Annotated in this window: 22 protein-coding genes; 12 read left to right on the forward strand and 10 right to left on the reverse strand. The window is 69.9% G+C overall.

All coding sequences use genetic code 11. The features are described from left to right. Nucleotides 1-794, forward strand: a 794-nt coding sequence (locus tag HNP84_RS49730; protein ID WP_221337744.1) for a hypothetical protein, incomplete at its 5' end; no start/stop codon positions are given. A gap of 73 nt (nt 795-867) precedes the next feature. On the opposite strand, the gene HNP84_RS49735 is transcribed toward HNP84_RS49730, so the two are convergent. The 3 genes from HNP84_RS49735 to HNP84_RS49745 form a co-directional block, all read right to left on the reverse strand. Beyond that, nucleotides 868-1,737 (reverse strand): radical SAM protein, encoded by an 870-nt coding sequence (locus HNP84_RS49735; RefSeq protein ID WP_185057170.1) that lies wholly within the window; start codon nt 1,735-1,737, stop codon nt 868-870. A gap of 897 nt (nt 1,738-2,634) precedes the next feature. Beyond that, nucleotides 2,635-3,084, reverse strand: coding sequence for a nucleoside deaminase (locus tag HNP84_RS49740; RefSeq protein WP_185057171.1), 450 nt, complete (start codon nt 3,082-3,084; stop codon nt 2,635-2,637). Nucleotides 3,085-3,106: 22 nt separating this feature from the next. Continuing rightward, the gene (locus HNP84_RS49745; protein WP_185057172.1) at nt 3,107-3,922 is read right to left on the reverse strand and encodes a hypothetical protein; all 816 of its coding nucleotides are present in this window, start codon (nt 3,920-3,922) and stop codon (nt 3,107-3,109) included. A gap of 520 nt (nt 3,923-4,442) precedes the next feature. On the opposite strand from HNP84_RS49745, the gene HNP84_RS49750 reads away from it, so the two are divergent. Then, nucleotides 4,443-4,793, forward strand: a complete 351-nt coding sequence (locus tag HNP84_RS49750; RefSeq protein WP_185057173.1) for a hypothetical protein — start codon at nt 4,443-4,445, stop codon at nt 4,791-4,793. A 202-nt stretch (nt 4,794-4,995) separates the two neighbouring features. On the opposite strand, the gene HNP84_RS49755 is transcribed toward HNP84_RS49750, so the two are convergent. Together HNP84_RS49755 and HNP84_RS49760 are read right to left on the reverse strand one after the other, a co-directional pair. After that, nucleotides 4,996-6,267, reverse strand: a complete 1,272-nt coding sequence (locus HNP84_RS49755) for an FAD-binding oxidoreductase (protein WP_185057174.1) — start codon at nt 6,265-6,267, stop codon at nt 4,996-4,998. Further along, nucleotides 6,264-7,163: an LLM class flavin-dependent oxidoreductase gene (locus HNP84_RS49760; RefSeq protein WP_185057175.1), complete on the reverse strand. Its 900-nt coding sequence runs from the start codon at nt 7,161-7,163 to the stop codon at nt 6,264-6,266. The genes HNP84_RS49755 and HNP84_RS49760 overlap by 4 nt, the downstream gene beginning before the upstream one ends. Before the next feature lie 64 nt (nt 7,164-7,227). On the opposite strand from HNP84_RS49760, the gene HNP84_RS49765 reads away from it, so the two are divergent. Together HNP84_RS49765 and HNP84_RS49770 are read left to right on the forward strand one after the other, a co-directional pair. Continuing rightward, nucleotides 7,228-7,608 (forward strand): winged helix-turn-helix transcriptional regulator, encoded by a 381-nt coding sequence (locus tag HNP84_RS49765; RefSeq protein WP_312927448.1) that lies wholly within the window; start codon nt 7,228-7,230, stop codon nt 7,606-7,608. Between the two features lie 57 nt (nt 7,609-7,665). After that, complete coding sequence (locus HNP84_RS49770) at nt 7,666-9,069, forward strand: hypothetical protein (protein ID WP_185057176.1); 1,404 nt, start codon at nt 7,666-7,668, stop codon at nt 9,067-9,069. Here HNP84_RS49770 and HNP84_RS49775 read toward each other — a convergent pair. Then, on the reverse strand, nt 9,031-11,028 hold the full coding sequence (locus tag HNP84_RS49775) for an amino acid adenylation domain-containing protein (RefSeq protein WP_246519629.1): 1,998 nt from the start codon (nt 11,026-11,028) through the stop codon (nt 9,031-9,033). The two genes, HNP84_RS49770 and HNP84_RS49775, sit on opposite strands and share 39 nt — an antisense overlap. Before the next feature lie 221 nt (nt 11,029-11,249). Between HNP84_RS49775 and HNP84_RS49780 the strand changes: the two genes are divergently transcribed. The 3 genes from HNP84_RS49780 to HNP84_RS49790 are packed head-to-tail and all read left to right on the forward strand — an operon-like array spanning nt 11,250 to nt 14,230. Continuing rightward, nucleotides 11,250-11,714, forward strand: a complete 465-nt coding sequence (locus HNP84_RS49780; RefSeq protein WP_185057177.1) for a hypothetical protein — start codon at nt 11,250-11,252, stop codon at nt 11,712-11,714. Nucleotides 11,715-11,731: 17 nt separating this feature from the next. Then, nucleotides 11,732-13,804, forward strand: a complete 2,073-nt coding sequence (locus HNP84_RS49785) for a serine/threonine protein kinase (RefSeq protein ID WP_185057178.1) — start codon at nt 11,732-11,734, stop codon at nt 13,802-13,804. A gap of 15 nt (nt 13,805-13,819) precedes the next feature. Then, on the forward strand, nt 13,820-14,230 hold the full coding sequence (locus HNP84_RS49790; protein WP_185057179.1) for a RidA family protein: 411 nt from the start codon (nt 13,820-13,822) through the stop codon (nt 14,228-14,230). Nucleotides 14,231-14,436: 206 nt separating this feature from the next. Here HNP84_RS49790 and HNP84_RS49795 read toward each other — a convergent pair whose 3' ends face one another. Genes HNP84_RS49795 through HNP84_RS49810 form a run of 4 tightly spaced genes read right to left on the reverse strand, consistent with a single transcriptional unit; the run spans nt 14,437 to nt 18,009 of the window. Next, nucleotides 14,437-15,654: an ABC transporter permease gene (locus tag HNP84_RS49795; RefSeq protein WP_246519630.1), complete on the reverse strand. Its 1,218-nt coding sequence runs from the start codon at nt 15,652-15,654 to the stop codon at nt 14,437-14,439. Beyond that, nucleotides 15,651-16,358: an ABC transporter ATP-binding protein gene (locus HNP84_RS49800; RefSeq protein WP_281396533.1), complete on the reverse strand. Its 708-nt coding sequence runs from the start codon at nt 16,356-16,358 to the stop codon at nt 15,651-15,653. Before HNP84_RS49800 ends, HNP84_RS49795 begins: the two co-directional genes overlap by 4 nt. Continuing rightward, the gene (locus HNP84_RS49805; protein ID WP_185057180.1) at nt 16,355-17,482 is read right to left on the reverse strand and encodes a peptidoglycan-binding protein; all 1,128 of its coding nucleotides are present in this window, start codon (nt 17,480-17,482) and stop codon (nt 16,355-16,357) included. The genes HNP84_RS49800 and HNP84_RS49805 overlap by 4 nt, the downstream gene beginning before the upstream one ends. Continuing rightward, complete coding sequence (locus tag HNP84_RS49810; RefSeq protein WP_185057181.1) at nt 17,482-18,009, reverse strand: hypothetical protein; 528 nt, start codon at nt 18,007-18,009, stop codon at nt 17,482-17,484. The genes HNP84_RS49805 and HNP84_RS49810 overlap by 1 nt, the downstream gene beginning before the upstream one ends. A 189-nt stretch (nt 18,010-18,198) precedes the next feature. On the opposite strand from HNP84_RS49810, the gene HNP84_RS49815 reads away from it, so the two are divergent. The 5 genes from HNP84_RS49815 (at nt 18,199) to HNP84_RS49835 (ending at nt 22,924) form a co-directional block, all read left to right on the forward strand. After that, complete coding sequence (locus HNP84_RS49815; protein ID WP_185057182.1) at nt 18,199-18,855, forward strand: response regulator transcription factor; 657 nt, start codon at nt 18,199-18,201, stop codon at nt 18,853-18,855. After that, nucleotides 18,852-20,030: a sensor histidine kinase gene (locus tag HNP84_RS49820; RefSeq protein ID WP_185057183.1), complete on the forward strand. Its 1,179-nt coding sequence runs from the start codon at nt 18,852-18,854 to the stop codon at nt 20,028-20,030. Before HNP84_RS49815 ends, HNP84_RS49820 begins: the two co-directional genes overlap by 4 nt. Before the next feature lie 115 nt (nt 20,031-20,145). Then, entirely contained in the window at nt 20,146-21,345 is a 1,200-nt protein-coding gene (locus HNP84_RS49825) for an ROK family transcriptional regulator (protein WP_185057184.1), read from the forward strand. Next, nucleotides 21,342-22,154, forward strand: coding sequence for an ABC transporter permease (locus tag HNP84_RS49830; protein ID WP_185057185.1), 813 nt, complete (start codon nt 21,342-21,344; stop codon nt 22,152-22,154). The genes HNP84_RS49825 and HNP84_RS49830 overlap by 4 nt, the downstream gene beginning before the upstream one ends. Continuing rightward, nucleotides 22,151-22,924 carry an ABC transporter ATP-binding protein gene (locus tag HNP84_RS49835; RefSeq protein WP_185057186.1) on the forward strand — a complete coding sequence of 258 codons (774 nt, stop codon included), beginning with the start codon at nt 22,151-22,153 and terminating at the stop codon, nt 22,922-22,924. The genes HNP84_RS49830 and HNP84_RS49835 overlap by 4 nt, the downstream gene beginning before the upstream one ends. Nucleotides 22,925-22,940: the final 16 nt, after the last annotated feature.

The following is a 22,940-nucleotide window of genomic DNA, read 5'->3' on the forward strand; positions in this document are numbered from 1 at the left end:
GACGCGGCAACGTCGGCCTATCTCGAAACCATGATCAGATGATTCGGGAAAGGTACACCCCTTCCCGTCAGATCCACAGATTTCGATCATTGCTCGACCAGGACCGGCTTGTCAGGGCGCACATCATCGAGAAGGCCACGACCACTGAACCCGTCGCGTCGCTGGGGATCGCGGTCCAGGGCGAGGACGTCGTCATCGTCGCCAACGGGGCGGACGGGATCGTGGTGTGGGACGCCTCGGGCGCCTGGGCTCGGCTGGGGTTGACCATGGCCGGGTTCAACGCCGCGAGTGCGGTGTCACTTGCAGCGCCTGGGCGATACCCCGACGACGTTCCTCAGGCGGCGGTGTTGGCGGCCGTCGCGGCAGGGCTCGTGGCGCTCGGATGCGGGGTGCGCAAGCTCCGCTTCATCCTCGCTGCGGCCTTGGTGTGGCTGGGGGTCCGGTCGTACTACCAAGGGGTGAACACACCGATCCTGTTCGACCCGTACGCTCTACTGCTCGCCTTGGTCCTGGTGTTCGCGGGGGTGAGCATCATGATCGCAAGCGCCATCTTGGGCGAGGTCAAGCTGCGGGTGTCCGGTATAGCCCTGGCCACCGCCATCGCCGTCTATTACTCGGTCATGACGCCGTTCTACGCGTGGAGCGCGGGCCACCTGGACTACTACTCGGTGGCCACGGAGCTGGCCATCGGCTTGGGCGCGGTCACGGCCTTGGCAGGGTCGGCCGTGGTGATCACAACGTCCATATCGCCGAGAAGATCCTTTCCGGGGCGTACTGCTTCCACAGCCGACTGACCCGCTCCCCGTTCCTCGCCGAGGTGAACTCGGCCGGTGCAGGCCGGCCGGCGAGACGGTTGCGAGCAACAGATTATGAAAGATCCACGATCGCATCCGTCTCGTAACGTCGTTTCCAGATCGTTTCGAGTGCCGACCTCGCCGAAGTACGCACCTCGGGTTCGACCTGGAGCACGTCGTCGGTCACCCGGCCCATGATGAAATCCGGCTCCGTCGCACTCGATGGAAGGGTGAGCCGCCCCAAGTCATCGAGCACGATGTACCAATGCCGCTGAGAGTAATCATGAGCCTTCATTCCTCCCGGCAGGCGATTGGCGTAGCCGGACACTGCGTCTCTCAAACCCGCAATCACTTGCTTCGTATCGTGAAGCGCGAACCTGCTGTCGACATGCGTACGTCGGTTGTAGATATAGGTTTGAAACAGTACGTCGTTGAAGCCGATCACGGCCATGTCGGCTAGGAACTCCCGGACATGATGCACAGATTCCGTTGACAGCATGTAGTTGGCGCCGACCGTGACATTGTGGGCACTGATGAGCCGGCCGGCCAACGATAGCTGCTGATCGTAGTTCCCTCTTCCCATCAAGCGGTCGTGCACGGGACGTGGTCCATAGAACGAGAGTTTGATGTATTCGAACGACTTGACCCAGTCGGGGACGCCTGTGGACAGCCTATCCCCGTTGGTTGTGACGAGCTGGAGCATGCCGAGTCCGCTGACATGGCTCACCAGACGGGAGAAGAGTGGATACTCGAAGGGCTCGCCACCAGAGTAGGAGATCTTTTCCACTCCTAGCTCAAGCAAACGATTCGCCACCATGAACGGATCGTGTCCCGGATGCTTGATACGCGGACCGCTGGTGGACAGACAGAATGGACATGCTCGATTGCAGTAGCGAGAGAGGCGCCAGCAAACGATACGGTGGGTGCTGAAGTGGCGTGCCATGAGCGACCACAACCCCTACACGTCAAGGGACAGCTGGGACACCCAAGGGCTCAGCCAGACATCAGAAGGACCCCGTACTAGAACATTCCGCAGCGTCACCCTGGATCCAGCCATTCGTTCAAGCCCGCATAATATCCAGGAGACGTGATGAAGGTTGACTATCCGCATGGTGGAGGTACGTATACGTACCCTGCGAGGCATACGGAAGCTCGACCCGAGACTAGGTTCGATCACACCCGCACAATCGGTCAGAGGGAAACGATCCAGCCGTATGTCCGGAATTCTCGTTCCGGTGCCGGCGAGGAAGAAGTCGACCACTGCCCCATCGATACTCAGCGCGCACCAGCTTCTACCGAGTATCTGAAGAACATCCTCCCTACTGACCGAGCCGATCGTGTTGACCTCATACGAATCGGCGATACTAGAGATCTCCCGCGATCCTAGAAAGGTTCCGGGACGGGCCTGGCAGCCTTTCAGCAGTTCGGCGAGGTCACCCTGATGATCGACGATGAAGTCCCAGTCAGAGCCGGCCGACCGCCACCCGAGCAGACGCGACCCGTAGAGGTAGACGCCGGCCCCTCGGGACCGCAACTCGGACATCAAGCCGCGTAGAGCAGCAGGATGGTCGGACCTAGATGTGCTCACTGAGTGGCACCTCCATGAGGCCACAAGCGTCACCTCTTCCTCTCGTACCAGTGCACAATCTCGGTCGAGCAGAAGATGCCTGCGCCCAGGTAGAGCCGCTGCTGTAGGTGGTGTCAACTTGGTCCATCTGTCGCCGGAACGCCGGTAGATGGGCCGAAAAGCTATGTCTCCGCTTTCCGTATAGGCTCGGAACGATCCCAGTATGCCGCCCGAGGTCACAACGTAGTCATATGGCTCGTACATCGGAACGGGCTAGGGGGAGACCAAGTTGAGGCATTCTTCGCGCATGAATTCTTCATGAAGCCTGAGCGTGGGCGTGCCACGGGCCACCACGTAGGACGCTTTTACGTTGATCTGTCGCCACGAGAAACCCGGACCGGACCTACGCGCGAAGTCGGCGGCATCCTCTAGGGTTGCCCCGTAAACGATGCCTTCGAGCTTTGCCCATATAGCGGCGGATGTGCACATGGGGCATGGTTCCAAGGTGGTGTACAGAAAGCAATCGGGCAAGTATCTGCTGTTCACGCCGGCGCAGGCACGCCGAAGGGCGAGTATTTCGGCGTGTGCGGTCGGATCGGGCTGTGAGTGCAGTTCAGTAAAGGCCGATCCGATGACCTCCATTCGACTGTCCAAAATTATGGCACCGATTCGATAGTTCCCCGACGACTCCGCCCGTTCGGCGATTTTTATCGCCTCGGTCATCGCCCATGCGCTCGGATGTATGTCATACACGCCCGGTCGCCCTTTCTTCTTCCTCCTCTATCGCCTTGAGACGGACGATGACGTCCGTCACACCTACCGCCAAGCTCTGAAAGCTCCTACGAACAGCCGCGTCCGCCAGCACCCGCTTGTTGCCGAAAGCGCACAGAACTCCCACCGGCGCATCATTCTCACGATGCATTGGAATGGCAAGAACCCACGTGATCTGTGGGTCCACCTTGTTCTTGATTCTGGCGTTATAACGCTCGGGGTGCGTCGCCGGAAGCTCTTCATAGACGATCTCATCACTCCTGAAGGATTCGCATATGACCAGCTCGTCAGTGTCCGGGTCCGCTACATCGAGAGAATAATTATGTGGAAGATCCTCGCACTCGTAATATACTTGGCGATCTTTGCGTAGCACCCTTCGACCATCAAGAACGTCGGCGTAGAAGAGATGCACGTTGACATTACCCCGTCGCGGACTCCTGCCGATCATTTGTAAGAGCGACGAGATGATCTGCCTGTTGTTCTCCTTGAGCCGCTTCAGGGACTCCAAATGGGCATTGCGCTCGGCGGCGGCGGCCGCGCGCTGGGTCAAAATATCGTTCATGAGGTCGAAGATGAGCAAGCCAACCCCTAAAGGCAGTAGGAGATTCCACCAGCCCAGACGACCGGGCACCGATGCTAGTTTTTGCCCGTCGGAGACCGTATTCGCCACCAAGTTGGCAAAGAATCCCAATGTCGCCGGTACGGACAGTTTTATCAGAATGTGCAGTGCGACCGAATCTCTACGGCCATGCCGGCGGGGTGAAGCACCAGAAGCTCTTAGTGCGATCATTACCCGGAACAACCTTTCGCGTCGGCTTCCGGAACAGCGCTAGAAACGTACGAGGCGAACACAGGTACAAGTATTCACCATGACTTGTACCACGCTCACCAGCCATCTTCCAGGGACGGGCGAGACTGATCACAGTGACTCTTTCCCGGGGATCTCCAGGACTCGCATTTAGGAGATCTCCGAAGTCTGTATTGGTATGGCCGAAACGAGACAGACTTTCGTTGAAAAGGCTTATTTTTGATGTTACGAGTGGGTGAGCGCTTCCAATCTGAAGCTGCAGGTCGCTCGCATGACCTGCGGAAGGGTCTGATTGCCGGATGAGGAGCTCGGGTCGAAGGGGGTTGACCAAGATCAACCGTTAGGCTAGCGGCTTCGAGTTCCTGCTTCGCATCTGGATGCGGTTGTCACCTGCGGTCGGGCCCGCCCACTGGACCGCAGGCGACGTCCCACGATGTTCCTCGCGCTGCGCGATGTTCTGGAGTGGCGCCGCGGGCACCTCTTGAGACGGGACAATCGAGGCGTGAGGAAACTGGTCGCCTGCGTCGCACTGGCATTGTCAACGTCCTGCGGGCACAGCGAGGATCAACGCATCGTGCGCTCCTTCGCCGAGATGGAGCAGGTGGCCCGGACGGCCGGATCGGACGACGGCGCAACGACTCGGCCGCAGGAGGTCGGGGAGGTCGAGTTTCAGGCGATCTATCGAGAGGGCGACCGGGTCTATTTCAAGGTGGGCGAGAATGGGCCCGGCGTGGACCCCTACGGCTACGTCTGGAGCCCTGAGCACGTGCCGGTCGATGACTCGAACCCGTCGGTGGCTTCGTCGTTTGAGCACATCCAGGGTCCTTGGTATCGCTGGAGCGACAGCTACTGAATCCTCCATCCCGATGGTCCGGTCATCAAGAGAGTGAGGGTTGCGCGGGCTCCCGGCCAGGTAAGCGTTGTACGTTCGGGCGCCAGCGGGGAGCCACGAGGGGCTTGCCCCTCGTGCTTGGGGTTCGGGGCGGGAGCCCCGATGAACACAGCCCCGAACCCATCGCGCGAAGCGCGCTCTTGTGAGGGACCATGCCTGATGGTCAGGGCGTCCACATGGGTGAGAAGATCCCCTCCGGGTCGTACTGCTTCCATAGCCGACTGACCCGGTCCCCCGTCTCGCCGGGGTAGATGCGGGTGAACGCGTCGGCGTCCGGGCGGCTTTCGAAGTTGACGTATGCCCCGTCCACCCGCCCCGCGAGTTCGCGCCAAGCCTTGTCGAGCCTCTCGGCTCTCCTCGGTGGGAAGACCGAGGCGATGACCAGGGTGCCCTGGTGCCGGTGCGCGTACGCCGTCTCGGATGCCGGCACGTCGTTGACCGCCCCGCCCAGCGAGCGCATCTGGACCAGGACCGGCCCGTTGGCCATCGCCGCGATGGCGGCGGCGTCGGTGGCGGTCATGGTCGTGAGCAGGCCGTTCGTTGTCGTGTTGGGCTGCTGGCCGATGTTGGGGTGCAGGTGCGCGGTGGAGACCAGGGCGGGGTACGGGACGATCTGCGCGTGGCTGTCGAGCACGCCGTTCCCGAGACCCAGCAGTGGTTCGATCGCGGCCCGTATCCGGCGCTCGCTGTCGTCGGCGACCACGGCTGTGATCGACGCCGCCGGCGATGACCCGTACGGCATCAAGGTCACGGCCGTGGACAGTTCGCGTGGCGCGGTGGCCATGTAGTCGGCCCATTGGCGCAGCGCGTCGCCGTCACGGTCGAGCTGGACGGCGATCTGCGCGTAGCCGACATCGCGCAGTTCGATCGCCTCGATCTCGAACGCCACCACGATGCCGGCCCCGGCCCCGGCGCCTCGGATCAGCCACAGCAAGGAGGGGTCGGCGCGTACGACGGTCCCGTCTGCCAGGACGACGTCGGCGGCTCGGATGTGGTCGATGGTGAGCCCGTAGTGGCGGACCAGCCAGCCGACGCCGCCGCCGGTGGCCAGGCCGCCGACGCCGACGTTGCCGTGGTCGCCGGAGCTGATGGCCAGGCCGTGCGGGGCGAGGGCCTGGGCGACCTGGGCCCAGCGGGCGCCGGCCTCGACCCGGACGAGACGGGCCTGGCGGTCGAGCACCTCGACCTTGTTCATGGCGGACAGGTCGATGACCACGCCGCCGTTGTTGGTCGAGCGTCCGGACAGGCCGTGCCCGCCGCTGCGGACGGATAACGGCAGGCCCTGCTCGCGGGCGTAGCGCAGTGCGGCCACCACCTCGGCGGTGTCGCGGGGCAGTATGACGGCCGCGGGCTTGCCCACGGTGGTGTAGGTGGACCTCAGCAGGCGGTACCGCTGGTCCTCTGGAGTGACGATCTGTGCCGTCAAGGTGGTCATCGCTGCCCTCTGATCTCGCTGACGCGCTCGCGTACGGCCGGGACGACTTCGGCGGCGAAGACGTCCAGTTGCGCTTGATGCGCGGTGACCGGCCAGAAGATGAATGTGTCGAAGCCCAGCTCGACCGCCCACGAGGTGAGCGTGTCGGTCCACACGCGCACGTCGCCGGCCAGACCCGGGCCGCCGCGTACGTTCCCGATCGTGCCGATCACGTTGTAGATCCGGCGGATCGACGCCGGGTCGCGCCCGGCCGAGCGGGCGGCGTCGTCGATGAGTTTCTGCTTGCCCGGGACCTCGTCCGGGCGGACGTAGATGTTGAGCGGGGAGATCCAGCCGTCGCCGGCGCGGCCGGTGACGGCGAGCATGCGCGGGCCCTGGCTGCCGAGCCACAGCGGGATCGGGGACGGCGGCACGGGGCCGGCGGCGTACCCCTCGATCCGGTGCCGGTCGCTGAGCAGCCGTACGGGGCCGCCGGACAGGGCGGCACGCATGACGTGCAGCGCCTCCTCGGTGAAGGCGACCATCGCGGGGCCGTCGCGCCGGACGCCGCCCATGCCGGCGATGGCGTCGGCGAAGGCCCCGCCGCCGAGCCCGAGCACGATCCGGCCGCCGGTGAGCACGCCGAGGGACGCGGCGGCCTTGGCCAGCATGGTCGGCGGGCGTAGTTGCAGGTCGGCGACGTCGGTGAGGAAGGAGATGCGCTCGGTCTCCGCGGCGAGATGGGTGATCAGGGTCCAGGCGTCCAGGTGGCCGGGCTGGTAGGCGTGGTCCTGGACGGCGAGATGGTCCAGGCCGTGGTCAGAGGCGGCCTGTGCCAGCCGCCTGGTCTCGGCGAGCCGGTCCACGTCGGGATCGAGGCTCAGGCCGAAGGTGATGGGGTGTCCGTAATCAGTCACGGATTCAGCCTCCGCATGTGCGCGGGTTTTGGCAAACGCCGGATTAGTTACTAATCTCGGGTAAGTGAGCACCAGAGCACAGCCCCGCATTCCCGCACCTGATCGCCTGACCATCCACGAGCCGAGCTGCCGCAGCTTCCAGGGCGCGCTCGAACTCGTCGGCCGCCGGTGGACGGGGGCGATCCTGCTCGCCGGCATGCGCGGCGCCCGCCGGTTCGGCGAGTACCGGCTCTCGGTGCCCGGGATCTCCGACCGGCTGCTCGCCCAGCGCCTGCGGGAGCTGGAGGCAGAAGGGCTGATCTCGCGCACCGTGATCCCCAGCACGCCGGTGCAGATCCGATACGCGCTCTCCCCCGAGGGCGAGGAGCTGATGTCCGTCCTGCAACCGCTGGTGGACTGGAGCTACCGCCGCTTCAGCGGACGTGGAGACGCGGCGGCCGGTTAGGCGGCGGATCGGTCACGAACGTGGATCACGCGCCACGCCGGCCCCATCATGTCTGGCATGAGGCATTCGGCCCTGGCGTGGCTCGGGCATCCCCTCACCATCGGCGCCGCGCTGGTCCTGCTGCTCAACGACCATCTGCTCAAGTGGCTGTGGCCGGGCGTGGTGACCGGCAAGCTCAGCGACGTCGCCGGCATGATCGTCGCCCCGCCCCTGCTCGGCCTGCTGGTACGCCGCCCGGCCGCGTCCATCCTGCTGGTCGGCGTGGTGTTCACGCTGGTCAAGACCACCGCCACCGGTGCCACGATTGCCTCCCACGCCTGGACGCTCGTCTGGGGGCCGTCGCAGGTCCTGGCCGACCCCACCGACCTCATCGCCCTGCCCGCCCTGTACGCCGCCTGGTGGACCTGGCGGCATCCCGCCCCTCGGGCCGAGCGGCTGGCGCGGGTCGCGGTGGTGATCCCGGTCACGGTGGTCGCCGTCGCGGCGACCGCCCCGGGCTACCACATACCGCAGAGCGCCTATGCCGTGGACGTGATCGACGGTGAGTTCGTCGTGGCCGTGCGGCAAGGCGGACTTCTGATGAGCCACACCTCGGCCGACGCGGGGAAGTCCTGGTCGCGCAGGTCCGAGCGGACGCCCGCCACGGCGAAGCGGTCGGCCTGCGTGCCCGGCCACTGCTACCGGATCGTGCCCGGGAGGCTCGCGGTCGAGGAGTCGCGGAACGGCCGGTGGGTGACGGCGTGGGAGGTCTCCCTCGCTGCTCAGGACCGGCTGGCCAGAGCCCACGCCGCCGATCGCGAGCAGGACGCCCAGCCCGTCGAGTCGCTGGGGATCGCGGTGCGGGAGATCTCCGGCGGGCACATCGTGGTCGTGGCCAACGGCGCGGACGGCATCGCCGTACGAGACATCGCGGGCTCCTGGCAGCGGCTCGGTGTGAACGGGGCCGGGTTCGAGGCCGCGAGCGCGGTGTCGCTGACGGCGCCCGGCGTGTACCCGGACTACGTGCCCAGGGCGGCGGTGCTGGGCGCCCTGGCGGCGGCGCTGCTGGCGGTGGGATGCGGCGTGCGCAGGCGGACCTTCTTCATCGGGTCGGTGCTGGCGTGGACGGCGGTCTGGTCGTTCTACGAGATCAGGAACGAACTCTTCATCCCGTTCAACCCGTTCGCCCTGGGCCTCGGCCTGGTGCTGGTGCCCGTCGCCGGATTCTTCATGATCCATGGTGCGACACTCGGCCGGGCCCGGTTCCGCACCTGGGCCGTCGGCCTGGCCACGGGAGTCCTCTGCTTCTACTCGATCATGACGCCGTTCTACGCCTGGAGCGCCCACCTTCTGGACTACTACGCGCTGGCCTCGGGCCTGGCCATCGGGCTGGGCATCGCGACGGCCTCGGCGGGTGCGTTCGCCGTGATCGAACTGGACGCTTCAGGGTCGCCTTCGCCGTCCGCTCCGGCGGCCCCGTGAGCCGGCGCTCATGTGGCGGAAGCGGTGCGGACGGGCCCGCAGGCGCTCGGCCACGAGTCTGCGCAGCTCCGCCATGCTCACCTCAGCCGGATGGCCGGACTCCAGCATCGCCTCGACGATCTGCGGCGCGTTGGGCCCCGCCGTCGTGGTGATCTGCGAGATGACCTCCTCCGGACCGGCCAGTTCCAGCAGGCCGAGCAGACCTTCGGTCATCACCAGCACCTGTTCCTCGGCGGTCAGGTCGTCCTGCTGGAGTTCTTCTGCGTTCAACAGCGCGATCAGGGCCAGGGGCCCCAGCACGCGGTCACCGCGCAGGTCCCGGAGCAGGGACAGGGCCTCGCCGGGCCGCGCCTCCGTCAGGACGCCGAGCATGGCGCTCGCGCGGGTGCGGAACGGGCAGGCGCGTACGGCGTCCAGCAGCGGCCCGGCGTCGCCGCCGTGGGCGGCCAGCCAGCCGTCGAGCTCGGCCGCCGCCTCGTCCTCCGGATAGTGCTGGGCGAGCACGCCGAGCAGCTCGGCCGGGGCGGCGTCGGCCAGTTCGCCGACGAGCGGAGCGTCGCGGCCGTCGGCGAGCATGCGGTCGCGTACGGCGCGCATGCCCAGCGGCGTCAGCCGGACGAGCAGGCCCGGCTCGGCGAGGCGTTCGAGGAGACGGGCGCGCGCCTCGTAGGGCAGCGGCTGCTCGTCCGGGTCGAGGTCGCCGAGGTCGCTCGAATACAGCGCGTCGGCGACGCCGTGGCTCAGCTCCACCGCGCCGAGTTCGGCCAGCACCTCCAGCGCGGCGACGAGGTCCTCGTCCGCCTGCTCCCGGTCGCTGTGGTCCATGCCGGCCCCGATGCGGAAGTACTCCTGGCAGGCGAGCCAGACCGACTCCTGCAACCGGACCACCGGCACCCAGCCCGGCAGGCCGTACGCGCTGTTGAGCACGTCCGGCATCACCTCGTCGAACAGCTCGACCAGGACGGACTGGACATCCCACCCCGAAGCGGGCGCTCCGATCGCGGCGCCCAGGTCGAAGAAGACCTCGAACGCCCGAATCCACAGGCGTTCCGGATCGCGCAGGAGCGGGGCGGCCTTCGCCACCCGGAGCAGCCGGCCCTTGCTCACCCGGACAAGCCGCGCGTTCTTCGCCCACGTGACCATGAGGTTCACCCGGCGCATCTCCGCCGCGCTGCGCACCTTCAGGTCCTGCTCACCGGTGCCGAGCAGCTCGGCCAGCTCGCGGGCGTCGGCCAGGCGCAGGTTCCCGGTGCCGGTGAGCGCCCGCCCGTCGGCACCCGCCCACTCGGCCAGGGCCACGAGCCGCCGTACGATCTCGCTCCGCCCCGCCGCTTCGGCGAGCTCGGCCGCGGGCGGCAAGGTGATGGGCGGCTGCGGATACGCCCGCTCCTCATCCGGCCCCGCGCCGACGAACCGGGCCTCCACCACCGCGTCAAGCGCGTCGGCGTCGTACGCCACCCGCCCCGCGTCCAGGTCGCGCTGGAACCGGGCCAGCTCCTTGGGCCTGGTGAGATCGACCCCGCTGTCCAGCGCCGTCTGCGCCCAGAACTTCGCGATGCCCTGCCGAGCCGGATCGTCCAGCGCCGCCGGATACTCCGCCACGGTCTCGCCCACGACCGCCGACAGTTCCTCCACGCTGGCGCCGCGGGGATCGCGCAGCCCCGTCGCGGCGAGATAGCGCAGCAGCGTCACCAGGCTCCGCGGCGCGGCATCGAGCACGTCCCGGGGCGCGACGACGTACTGCGGGATCCACTCCAGCAGGAACCGCCGCACCTGCTCGGCGTTCCAGAAGGCCAGCCGCCCGTCACGACTGCGATGACGCGAGTCCAGCGCCGCCGCCAGCACCAGCCCGTCGGCGGGCAGACCGCGCTCACCGGCCCAGTCCAGACACCGCCGGACCAGCAGATCCTTGGCCGCCTCGAACTCCTCGTCCTCGTCCGGCTCGAAATAGGTCCGCAACAACCGCTCCATTTCGTGTTCGTACGGTGGTACGGCGCCGCTCAATCATCCACCCACACGACCGCCCGGCGCGGCCTTATGCCATCGGTCTGCCGCTGCATCCTTCGCGGCACCGGCCGGTGGGGCGGGATGCGGGGGCGGCAGCGGCACAGTGGATCGCGGGGTTCGATCGGTGAGGTCCGGCGCGGGTTAGGGTGATTGCCGGCGACGGGAGGAGTGCGATGGAGCCTGAGGAGGAGGCGCGCGACTGGCGGGCGGGGTTGGGGGATGTCGTCGGGGAGTTCGTGTCCTTCTGGTTGTTCGGGCTGGGGGGTTACGAGGGCGAGGCGACCTCGCGGGGGTACGGGCCGGTCAAGCTGGTGGTGTGGACGGTGGCCGCGATCGGGGTGGCGGCGCTGGTGTCGGCGGTGCGGATCGCGGTGTTCGGGGAGCCAAGGACGGGGTGGGCCATCGCGTTGTTCCCGCTGATTCTGCCGATGGTGGCGGCCGTGGCGCACCGGCCGCGGCGGTGGCGGGGTGGGCTGGGCCTCGGGGTGGTGGCCGGGGTGCTGGTGGCGGCGGGGATCGGGATCGATCTCGGCGGGTCGCTGGGGTCGTTCTGGAGCGGGCTGGCGGCGATCTCGGCGGGGTTCCTGGCGTGCTCGGTGGTGTTCGCGGCCGTCACCTGGCCCCCGGCCCGGGAGTAAGAGGCAGAATCTTCACCATGCCGACTTACGCCGAGTTGAGGCAGGGGGACCCCTTACGTCTGGGCGGTTATGAGTTGCGCGGGCGGCTGGGGCACGGGGGACAGGGGGTCGTCTACCTGGGCGCCGGCGCGGACGGGGAGTTGGTGGCGGTCAAGTGGCTGCGGCCCGACCTGTCCGGGGATCAGGTCGTGATGGAGCGCTTCCTGCGCGAGGCGGCCACCGCGCAGCGGGTCGCGGCGTTCTGCACGGCGCGGGTGCTGGCCATGGGGATCGAGCAGGATCGGCCGTACATCGTGAGCGAGTACGTCGACGGGCCCTCGTTGCAGGCGGTGGTGGCGGAGGAGGGGCCGCGCGACGGGGTGGCGCTGCACCGGCTGGCCATCGGCACCGCGACGGCGCTGGCGGCGATCCACCAGGCGGGGATCGTGCATCGGGACTTCAAGCCGGCCAACGTGCTGCTCGCCCGCGACGGGCCGCGGGTGATCGACTTCGGCATCAGCCGGGCGCTGGACGCGACCTCCACGCTGAGCTCGGCGCCGGTGGGCACTCCGGCGTACATGGCGCCGGAGCAGTTCCTCGGGCAGAAGGCCGGGCCCGCGGCCGACATGTTCGCCTGGGCCGGGACCATGATCTACGCCGCCACCGGCAAGGCGGCGTTCGGCAGCGACTCGCTGCCCGCGGTGCTGAACCGGGTGCTCAACGGCGAGCCGGAGCACCTGTCGCGGCTCGACGGACGGCTGCGCGAGCTGGTCGAGGCGTGCCTGGCCAAGGACCCGGACGAGCGGCCCACGGCGGAGGAGGTGATCCTCGGGCTGCTGCGGCACGAGGTGCCGGGGCCGAGGGTGCTGCTGGAGGGCGCCGCCGCGGCGGGGACCTCCTCACGGGTGGGGGAAGACCACACGTCGGCGGACGACGGCGGGCCTGCCGGTGGGGGGGACCTGGCGGGGGAGGTCACGGCCGATGTCCGGTCGGTGGCCTCCGTCCCTGGGGATGCCGGTGCGGGTCGTGGCAGGCGGCGTGTGGTGCCGCTGGCCGGGGGTGGGGTGCTGGCGGCCGTGCTGGCGGTGGTCCTGGTCGTGGCGCTGGTGAACCGGGGGGACGGCGGGGGTGCTCGGGCCGGTGCCGACGCGACGCCCAGCGCCGTGGCCGCGGTGCCGACCGGGGGGCTGACCATGCGGCCGCTGGCCGGCGAGGGCGACGTCGTGCTCTACGAGCACCCGGGCGATCCGATCATCCTCACCGCGTACCGGGTGTGGGACTCCGGCGAGAAGGAGCTGGTGCCGTACGCGCGCACCGGCCTGTACGACGGCGGCTTCGAGAAGCACGCGAGCTACCTGGACGCCGTCACCTCGCCGTCGGGCGACCTGCTGGCCAGGGTGCCGAAGAACTACGACAAGGACGGCTACGACGGCGTCGAGATCGTGGACCGGGATGTCTACGGCGACAAGGTCACCACGATCAAGACGGTGCGCAAGCCGCTGGTCTCGGAGATCGAGGGCTGGTCGCGCGACAGTTCCCGGTTGCTGCTGAGCATCAGCGAGGAGATCAGCGAGGGCAACTGGGTGAACCGCGGGTACGCCATCGTCACCGTGGGCGACACCGACGCCCGGGTGGTGCGGATCGACGAGAGCCGGGTCCGCTTCACCGGCTACAACTGGGGCGGCCGGGCCACCGGCGCCGACCAGGTGGTCACCACGCTGGAATCGGTGGAGGGCGGCACGCTGCGGTTCTACTCCCCCAGCGGGGAGCTGGTGCGCGATCTCCCCGGCGTCGGGGACATCGAGCTCGACACCGACCCGTTCTCGCCCTCAGGGTCGAGGTTCGTCACGACGTGCCCCGACGGGCCGCCGTACCTGCTGTGCCTGTGGGACTCCCGCAGCGGGGCGCAGGTGCGGCGGGTGCAGACCGACTGCGCGCACATCCTGGGCTGGTACGACGAGAACCACCTGTATTGCTGGGCGGCCACGAAGGAGGACGGCATGAGCGTGGTGCAGGTGGTCGATCTGTCGGGCCGCAACGTACGCCGGCTGCTGACGGCCGACGACCGCACCAGCGTGGAGCCCGTCTTCTCGCGGAAACCCTCTTACTAGCCTAAAGTGCCCAGCGTGAGTGAGCGGCGTGCGATTTTGAGCGGGTCCGTCTTCGAGGAGCAGATCGGGTACGCCCGAGCGGTGGTGGACGGCGACTGGGTGCACGTCTCGGGGACGACCGGGTTCGACTACGCGACGATGACGATCTCCGACGACGTGGTGGAGCAGGCCGAGCAGTGCCTGCGCAACGTGGCGGCGGCGCTGGCGGAGGCGGGGTGCTCGCTGGCCGACATCGTACGGGTGCGCTACCTGCTGCCCGACCGGGAGGACTTCGAGCCGTGCTGGCCCACGCTGCGTCGCCACTTCGGGGAGGTCCGGCCGGCGGCGACCATGATGGTGTGCGGGCTCGCCGACCCCCGGATGAAGATCGAGATCGAGGCGTACGCGCGCAGGCCCCGCCGGGCTTCGTCAGATTCCCCGAGGTAGCGCGTCGATGTGCGGGCGGGAGAGGCGCCGGACCTGGTAGCGGTCGCCCGGTTCCTCGGCCGGCAGGGGGATGTCGTACCGCATCGCGTACACGGCACGTCCCAAGGGCCGGGTGAGCACGACCCACGGTACCGAGCCCCCGAGGGCGGCCGCTCTCGGGGGGCCGGCACCGCGGCCGGGCGGGCGCGGCGGGCCGGGTCGGGGCGTCACGGGGTGGCCAGGGCCTCCGTCGGCGACAGGCGGCTGGCCCGGATCGCCGGGTACAGGCCCGCGACCGCGCCGATGACCAGCGTGGCGAGCAGGCCGCCGGCCACCGCCCAGCCGGGGATGACCGGGGGCAGGTCCTGGGCCAGGGCGTAGCCGACGGTGACGCCGCTGCCGATCAGGACGCCGCCCGCGCCGCCCATGGCCGACAGCAGCAGCGACTCGGCCAGGAACTGGGTGCGGATCTGGCCGCGGGTGGCGCCCAGGGAGCGGCGCAGGCCGATCTCGGGGCGGCGTTCCAGGACCGAGATGACCATGGTGTTCGCCACGCCGACGCCGCCCACGATCAGGGCGACGCCGCCGACGCCGAGCAGCAGGCCGGTGAACGCCTGGCTGGTGGCCTGCTTGGCGGTCAGCACGTCGGAGGGGCGGGAGACGTCCACCTCGTTGGGGGCCTGCGGGTTGGCGGTGCCGGCCAGCACCGAGCGTACGGACTCCAGGCGGGGTTCCTCGGCGCGGGTGTAGAGCACGGTGGGGTGGCCGTCGAAGTCCAGGCGCGACTGCGCGACCGGCCAGCCGACCAGCGCGCCGCTGTCCAGTTCCTCGGCCAGCGGCACCGGGTTCAGGATGCCGACCACGGTGAACCGGACGCCGCCGATGACGACCTGGGCGTCCGGGGACGCGGCCCCGATGCCGAGCCGCCGGGCCGCCGTCGCGCCGAGCACGACGGCGGGGTAGTTCTCGGTGGCGGCGTTCAGCCAGGCGCCGCTGCGTACGGTGGCGCCGACGACGGGCAGCAGGTCCAGGCGGGCGGCGTACGTGGTCATGCCCCCGGTCTGCTGCTCGGGGATCTGCTCCGACCGGTACACCTTGGCGGCGGCGACCTTGGCCACCGCCGAGACGGCCTCGACCGGCCCGATGCGCTCGATCATCGACTCGGCCTCGAAGGGCATCTTCGCCTCCTCCCCCAGCAGCGTGGTTCCGGCGGAGACGGTGAGCAGGTTGGTGCCCAGTGCCGAGAGCGTACGGTCCAGGCCGGCGCTGGAGGAGGACGAGATGCCGACCACCGCGACCATGGCGGCGATGCCGATGGCGATGCCGAGCGCCGACAGGAAGGCGCGCAGCGGACGCGTGCGCAGGCCGACGCCGCCGACCGACACGACGTCGGTGAAGTGCATCCGGGCGGCGGCCAGGCGGGGCAGGGCGTCGTGCGCGCTCATCTCGCCGCCTCCGAGGCCAGTTCCCGCGGCGCGGCGCTGTCGGCGGTGATGCGGCCGTCGCGCATGTGCACCTGGCGGGGCAGGCCGGCCGCGATCTCCCGGTCGTGCGTGATGATCACGATGGTGGTGCCGGCGGCGTTCAGCTCCCGCAGCAGTTCCATCACCCCGGCGCCCGACGCCGAGTCCAGCGCGCCCGTGGGCTCGTCGGCCAGCACCAGCGGCGGCTCGCCGGCCACGGCGCGGGCGATGGCCACGCGCTGCCGCTCGCCGCCCGACAGCTCGTGCGGCTCGTGGTCCAGGCGGTGGCCGAGCCCGACCCGCTTGAGCGCGGCTGCGGCCCGGCGGCGGCGTTCGGCCTTGCGCATGCCGGTGTAGAGCAGGCCGTCGGCCACGTTGTCCACGGCCGGGACCTTGGCGGCGAGATGGAAGTGCTGGAAGACGAACCCGATCCGGGTGGCGCGCAGCGCCGAGAGCTGGCTGTCGGACAGCTCGGCCACGTCGTAGCCGTCGATGCGCACGGTGCCGCCGGTCGGGCGGTCCAGCGTCCCGATCGTGTTGAGCATGGTGGACTTGCCCGAGCCGGAGGGGCCGACGATCGCGACCAGCTCGCCGTGGGCGATGTCGAGCGACACCCCGGCCAGGGCGGTGACCCCGCCGGGGTAGGTGCGGCTGACGTTCCGCAGCGAGATCATCGGGTGCGTCATTGCGGCATCCCCACGGTCATGCCCTCGCTCAGGCCCTCGCCCGAGACCTCGACCCGGCCCTCGGTGAACAGGCCGGTCTCCACCGCGACGTACCTGGTGGCGGAGCCCTCGACGACCTGGAGGCCGAAGCCGCCCTCGCGCAGCGCCACCAGCGCGGCGATCGGGACCGTGAGCACGTCCTTGCGCTGGGAGGCGGTGAAGGTGACGTCCACGGCCGCCTGGTCCAGGCCCCGGGTCTCCTTGCCGGCGCCGGACAGCTCGATCAGCGACTCCACCTTGGTCTCGGGCTCGGCGTTCTGGCCGTCGCCGGGCACGATGACGGTGGCGGTCTCGGTGACCTCGCCCTTGACGTCCTTCCCGTCGGGCAGCGTGACCGTGACCTTGGCGCCCTCGCGGGCCATCCGCTGGTCCTCGGAGTCGAGCTGCACGGTGACCACCTTCTCGGTGCCGGTGTAGGTGAGCACCTTCTGCCCCGGCGCGGTCGGCTGCCCGACCTCGGTCTCCAGCGTCTCCACCCTGACCTTGTCCGGGGCGAAGACCACCTGGCCCAGCTCGACGACGCCGGTCTCCGGCAGGTTGCGGTCGTCCTGCCAGTCCAGCACCGCGTCCGCGGTGCCGTCGGTGTACTCGTCGTCCACGGTGAAGCCGTCGTAGCCGAGCGCCTTGAGGTTGCGTTCGAGCTGCTCGACGTCGCGGCCCTCCATGCCGGGGGCGAGCCTGCGGTACGCCGGCGTGGTGCCGTACATGAGCGTGACCGGCCTGGCGTCGATCCGGTACAGGGACTCGCCCCGGGAGACCTGCTGCCCGCTGTCGGGCAGCCAGGTCACCGTGCCCTGCTGCCTGCTGGCGGCCGTGGTGGTGGGGCCGTAGCCGAGCGTGCCGTCCTCCTCCCTGGTGTCGCGCAGCGTCTCCCGCTTGATCTGCGCGGTCGCGGGCGGCAGGGCGCTGGCGGTCTGCTGCGGGGCGCCGTCGTCGAAGGTCCCCGTGGCGTACACGGCCGCGGCGGCGGCGACCGCCGCCACCGCCACCACGACGGCGACCGTACGGCCCCGTCCCCCGCCGCGCCGCCGCGGGGGCGCGGCGGCCACGTCGTCGAGGGTGTCTCGGGCGGGGGCTGCTCCCATCAGGAGCCTCCCTGGCCCGCCTGGGGCAGGTACTGCTCGGCGCACTTCTGCTGCGCGGCCTCGAAGTCGGGGTCCTCGCCGACCTCCGGCGTGATGCGGATGCCCGCCCCCTCGGGGTCGGGGAACGCCTCGACGCCGTTGTCGCGCATGCACTGGGCGAACTTGCGCATGTTCTCGGCCTGCTGCGGGTTCGCGTTCTGGCCGATCCCGGCCCCCTCCGCGAACTCCTTGCACGCCTCCTGAGCCTTCTCCATGGTGCCCTGGGGCAGGTTCCTCGCCATGATCCTGACGCCCTGGCCCGGCTGGGGGTCGTCCACCTGGACGCCGTTCTCGCGCATGCACTGGGCGAACTTCAGCGCCATCTCGTGCTTGGCGTCGGCGTTGGGGGCGGCGCTGGCGGACGTGCTCGCCGTGCCGGCGCCGTTGACGGACGCGACGTCGCCGCCCCCCTCGGCCTCACCTCCGCAGCCGGCGAGCGCCAGCGTGAGCACCGCCGCGGCCACCACGCCCACAACTCGTCCCCGCATGATCGTCTCCTCGATCCGTGGCCGGGTCCCACGCCCGGCCGTCCAGGGGACGATGCAACCGGGTGGGCCGTTTCCCCCCTGTTTCCGCCTGTCCCCCCTGTTTCCGCCGGGCGGCGGGGGACGCTAACAGCGAGTCAACACGGCTCTTGGCACCATCTGCCTGAGCGGAAGAACGGAAGGGCTGGTGCCATGCGGGTGCTGGTGGTGGAGGACGAGCACATGCTCGCCGACGCGATCGCCGAGTGGCTGCGTGAGGAGACCCACGCGGTGGACGTCGCGCTCGACGGGGAGGCGGCGCTGGAGCGCATCGCGGTCAACGACTACGACGTGATCGTGCTCGACCGGGATCTGCCGCTGGTGCACGGCGACGACGTGTGCCGGGAGCTGGTGGAGTCGGACTCGACGGCCCGGGTGCTGATGCTGACCGCCGCCGCGCAGATCGACGACCGGGTGACCGGGCTGTCGCTGGGGGCCGACGACTATCTGACCAAGCCGTTCGCGTTCGCCGAGCTGGCCGCGCGGGTGCACGCGCTGGGCCGCCGCGCCCGCCCGGCCACGCCGCCGGTGCTGCGCAGGGCGGGGATCACGCTGGACCCGGCGCGCCGCGAGGTGTACCGCGACGGCCGGTACGTGCCGCTGTCGAAGAAGGAGTTCGCGGTGCTGGCCGAGCTGATGCGGGCCGACGGCGCCGTGGTCTCCTCCGAGGCCCTGCTGGAGAAGGCGTGGGACGAGAACGCCGACCCGTTCACCGGCGTGGTGCGCCTGACCATACTCAAGCTGCGCCGCAAGCTCGGCGACCCGCCGGTCGTGGAGACGGTGCCGGGCGTGGGGTACCGGATCGGATGAACCTGCCCACGCCGGCGGGCCCGCGCCCGCGCTCCGGGCTCCAGGTCCGGCTCACCCTCGTGTACGGCGGGCTGTTCCTGCTCGCCGGGGTGCTCCTGCTCGCGGTCACGTACCTGCTGGTCCGGGCGCAGCTCGGCGGGCGCAAGGTGCTGATGACGGTGACCGGCGGCCCGATGAACGCCGATGTCGTGCGCCGGCAGGCCGAGGAGCAGAGCGACATGCTGCGCGACGCGGCCACGACCTCGCTGCTGACCCAGGGGGCCATCGCGCTGGTGGTGGTCGGCGCGCTCGCGATCGGGTTGGGCTGGCTGGTCGCGGGCCGGATGCTCGCCCCGCTGCGGCTGGTGACCGCGACCGCGCGCCGGATCGCCGCCGCCCCGGCCGCCGACCAGGGCCTGCACGAGCGGATCGCGCTGCGGGGGCCGGACGACGAGGTCAAGGAGCTGGCCGACACCTTCGACATCATGCTGGAACGGCTGGACCACTCCTTCGACGGGCAGCGGCGGTTCGTGGCCAACGCCTCGCACGAGCTGCGGACGCCGCTGACGCTGAACCGGGCGCTGGTCGAGCTGGCGATGCACCGCAAGTCGGCCTCGCCGGACGTCAAGCAGCTCGGCGAGAACCTGTTGCAGATCAACGACCGGCACGAGCGGCTCATCTCGGGGCTGCTGCTGCTCGCCCGCACCGAGCACGAGATCGCCAACCGGGCGCTGGTCGATCTGGCCGACGTGGTCACGCACGTCGTCGCGCAGACGGCCTGGGAGGCCGAGAAGGCCAAGGTCACGGTGTACGAGACGACGGGCCCGGCGCCGACCGCCGGCGACGCGATGCTGCTGGAACGGCTGGTGCAGAACCTGGTGGAGAACGGCATCCGGTACAACGTGGACGACGGCGGCGGGTGGGTGCGCGTCGTCAGCCGCGCCGGGCAGCCCGGGTACGTCGAGGTGGAGGTCAGCAACTCCGGGCCGGTGGTGCCGCCGTACGAGGTGCCGGTGCTGTTCGAGCCGTTCCGGCGGCTGGGCGCCAAGCGTACGGTCACCGGCGAGAGCGCGGGCCTGGGCCTGTCGATCGTACGGTCGGTGGCCCGCGCGCACGGGGGCGCGATCAAGGCGCACCCGCGCGAGGGCGGCGGCCTGGTCGTGACCGCCGTGCTCCCCCGGGCCCCCTGGACCTGAGCCGGGCATACGGCGGTCCTTCCGGCGATGGCGCGCACGGGCCGGGACGTCCCGCCGTGAGATATTTTTTCCGGGTTATTGACGAAAAACCCGTGACGTCGGCACACTCTCCGTTATGCAGCCATCCGGTAGCCCCCTGGCGCAGCTCCGCCGCGGGCACGAAGACCTCGTGCTCGACCTGCTGCGCAAGCACGGCCCGCTCAGCCGGGGCGAGCTGGGCAAACGATGCGGCCTGTCCCGTACCACGCTCTACGACATCATCGCAGGGCTGATGGCCAGCGGCGCGGTCGTGACCGCGGCCCAGGAGGACGCGGCGCCGCGCGGGCGCGGCCGGCCGGCCGAGACGCTCACCCTCAACCCGGACGCCGGGCAGGCGATCGGCATCGACTTCGCCCGGCGCGCGGTGCACGTCGCCGCGGTCAACGTCGCGCACGAGATCGTCGGCTCGGCCAGCGAGGCGCACGCCGCCGACCTCCCCTGGGAGGACCGGGTGGAGCTGGCCGAGCGGCTGGTCGGCACGCTCACCGGCGGCTCGCTGCGGCTCGGCGCGCTGTCGGCGATCGGGGTCGGCGTGGTCGGCCCGGTGGGCGAGCCGGAGGGCGAGGAGGACGGCCGCCATCTGGACGCGCTGCCCGAGCTGCTCGTCAAGCGGTTCGGCGTGCCGGTGCTGGTGGACAACAACACCCGGCTCGCGGCGCTGGCCGAGTCCATCTGGGGCGCGGCGGCGGGCGGGCAGGACGTGCTGTACCTACGGCTGTCCCACGGCGTCGGCGGCGGGCTGGTGGTGAACGGCTCGCTGCACCGCGGCGCGTACGGGCTGTCGGGCGAGTTCGGGCACATCACCGTCGAGCCCGGCGGCGCGCCCTGCGACTGCGGCGGCGCCGGATGCCTGGAGACCGTGGCCTCGATAAGGGGCCTGCTCGACTCCTACCGCGCCGCCGGCGGCCGGGCCGACGACGTGTCCGCCCTCCTCGCCGCGGCCGGCGCCGGCGAGGAGGCCGCGCTCGGCGTACTGGCCAAGGCCGGCGCCCAGGTCGGCGCGGTGCTCGCCGCGCTGTGCAACGCCATCGGGCCCAGCGTGATCGTGATCGGCGGCGAGCTGGCCGAGGCCGGCCCGGCCCTGTTCGGCCCGATCGAGCGGACCCTGACCGCGCACATCCTGCCGATCTCGCGACACCGGATCAGCCTGCGCCGCGGCACCCTCGGCGACGTCGCCGGCGCCCTCGGGGGCATCGCCCTGGTCCTGCACGAGTCACCGCTGCTGTCCAGGTATCCGCAGATCCCCGACCACATCGATCAGTTGAGGCAGCCATGACCGTGGTCACCGCATCACCCCAGAAGACCTCCGCGCGGCCCGACGGGCGCCGCGCCGCCCGCAAACCCCGCCGTACCATCGCGCTCAACCTGCTCGCGGTCGCGATCGGCCTGGGCCTGTGGACGCTGCTGGCCTCGGTCGGCGTGCAGGGCCTGCCGGGGCCGCTGACGGTCGCGGCCCGCGGCGGCGAGCTGATCGCCGACGGCACCCTGCTGGGCGACGTGCTGGCCAGCCTGCGCCGGGTGTTCGTCGGCTTCGCGCTGGGCACGCTGCTGGCCATCCCGGTCGGCTTCCTGATGGGCTGGTACGCCACCGCGCGCGGCCTGCTGGAACCGTACATCCAGTTCTTCCGCACGATCCCGCCGCTGGCGATCATCCCGCTGGCGATCGTGCTGATGGGCATCGGCGAGGTGCCCAAGGTGTTCGTGATCTTCCTGGCGGCGTTCCTGTCCAGCGTCGTGTCCACCTTCCAGGGCGTGGTGGACGTGGACAAGACGCTGATCAACGCCGCCCGGGTGCTCGGCGCGTCCGACCGGACCATCTTCCTGAAGGTGGTGGTCCCGGCGTCCACCCCGTTCATCCTGGTCGGGATGCGGATCGGGCTCGGCTCGGCCTGGGGGACCCTCGTCGCCGCCGAGCTGATCGCCGCCCAGGAGGGGCTCGGCTTCCGGATGCAGCAGGCCCAGCTCTACTACGACCTCTCCACGATCTTCGTGGGGCTGATCGCGATCGGCGTGCTCGGCCTGGTCATGGACCGGCTGCTGCTGCTCGCCGAGCGACGCCTCACCGGCTGGCAGGAGCGCCGATGACCACCGCCAAGATCTCTTTCCGCGAGATCAGCAAGACCTACCCGCTCAAGGACACCGTCTTCACCGCGCTCGACCGCGTCTCGCTGGACATCGCGGACGAGGAGTTCGTCACCGTCGTCGGCCCGTCGGGCTGCGGCAAGAGCACGCTGATGAGCATGGCGGCCGGGCTCGTCGAGCCCACCGGCGGCGAGGTGCTGGTGGACGGCGCCCCGGTCACCGGCCCCGGCCCCGACCGCGGCGTGATCTTCCAGCAGTACGCCCTGTTCCCGTGGCTGACCGTGCGCAAGAACGTCGAGTTCGGGCTGCGGCTGGCCGGGCTCGCGCCCGAGGAGCGCAGGGCGCGGGCGGAGCGCGCGATCGAGCTGGTCGGGCTCGCCGACTTCGCCGACGCGCTGCCCAAGATGCTCTCGGGCGGCATGAAGCAGCGCTGCGCCATCGCGCGGGCGTACGCGGTGAACCCGCGGGTCCTGCTCATGGACGAACCGTTCGGGGCGCTGGACGCGTTGACCCGCGTGCAGTTGCAGGACCAGTTGCTGCACACCTGGAGCCAGGAGCGGCGCACGGTCATGTTCATCACCCACGACGTGGACGAGGCCGTCTACCTGGCCAGGCGCGTGGTGGTGATGGCGGCGAGGCCCGGCCGCATCCACAAGATCGTGGACGTGGACCTGCCCTACCCGCGCACCGAGGAGATGCGGCTCTCGCCCGAGTTCAGCGGCATCCGGGCCGAGGTCTGGCACTCCGTGTACCACCAGGCGCCCGCCGCCTGACCCCTCTTTCGCGAAA

Source organism: Thermocatellispora tengchongensis (assembly GCF_014202315.1).
Taxonomy (GTDB): Bacteria; Actinomycetota; Actinomycetes; order Streptosporangiales; family Streptosporangiaceae; genus Thermocatellispora; species Thermocatellispora tengchongensis.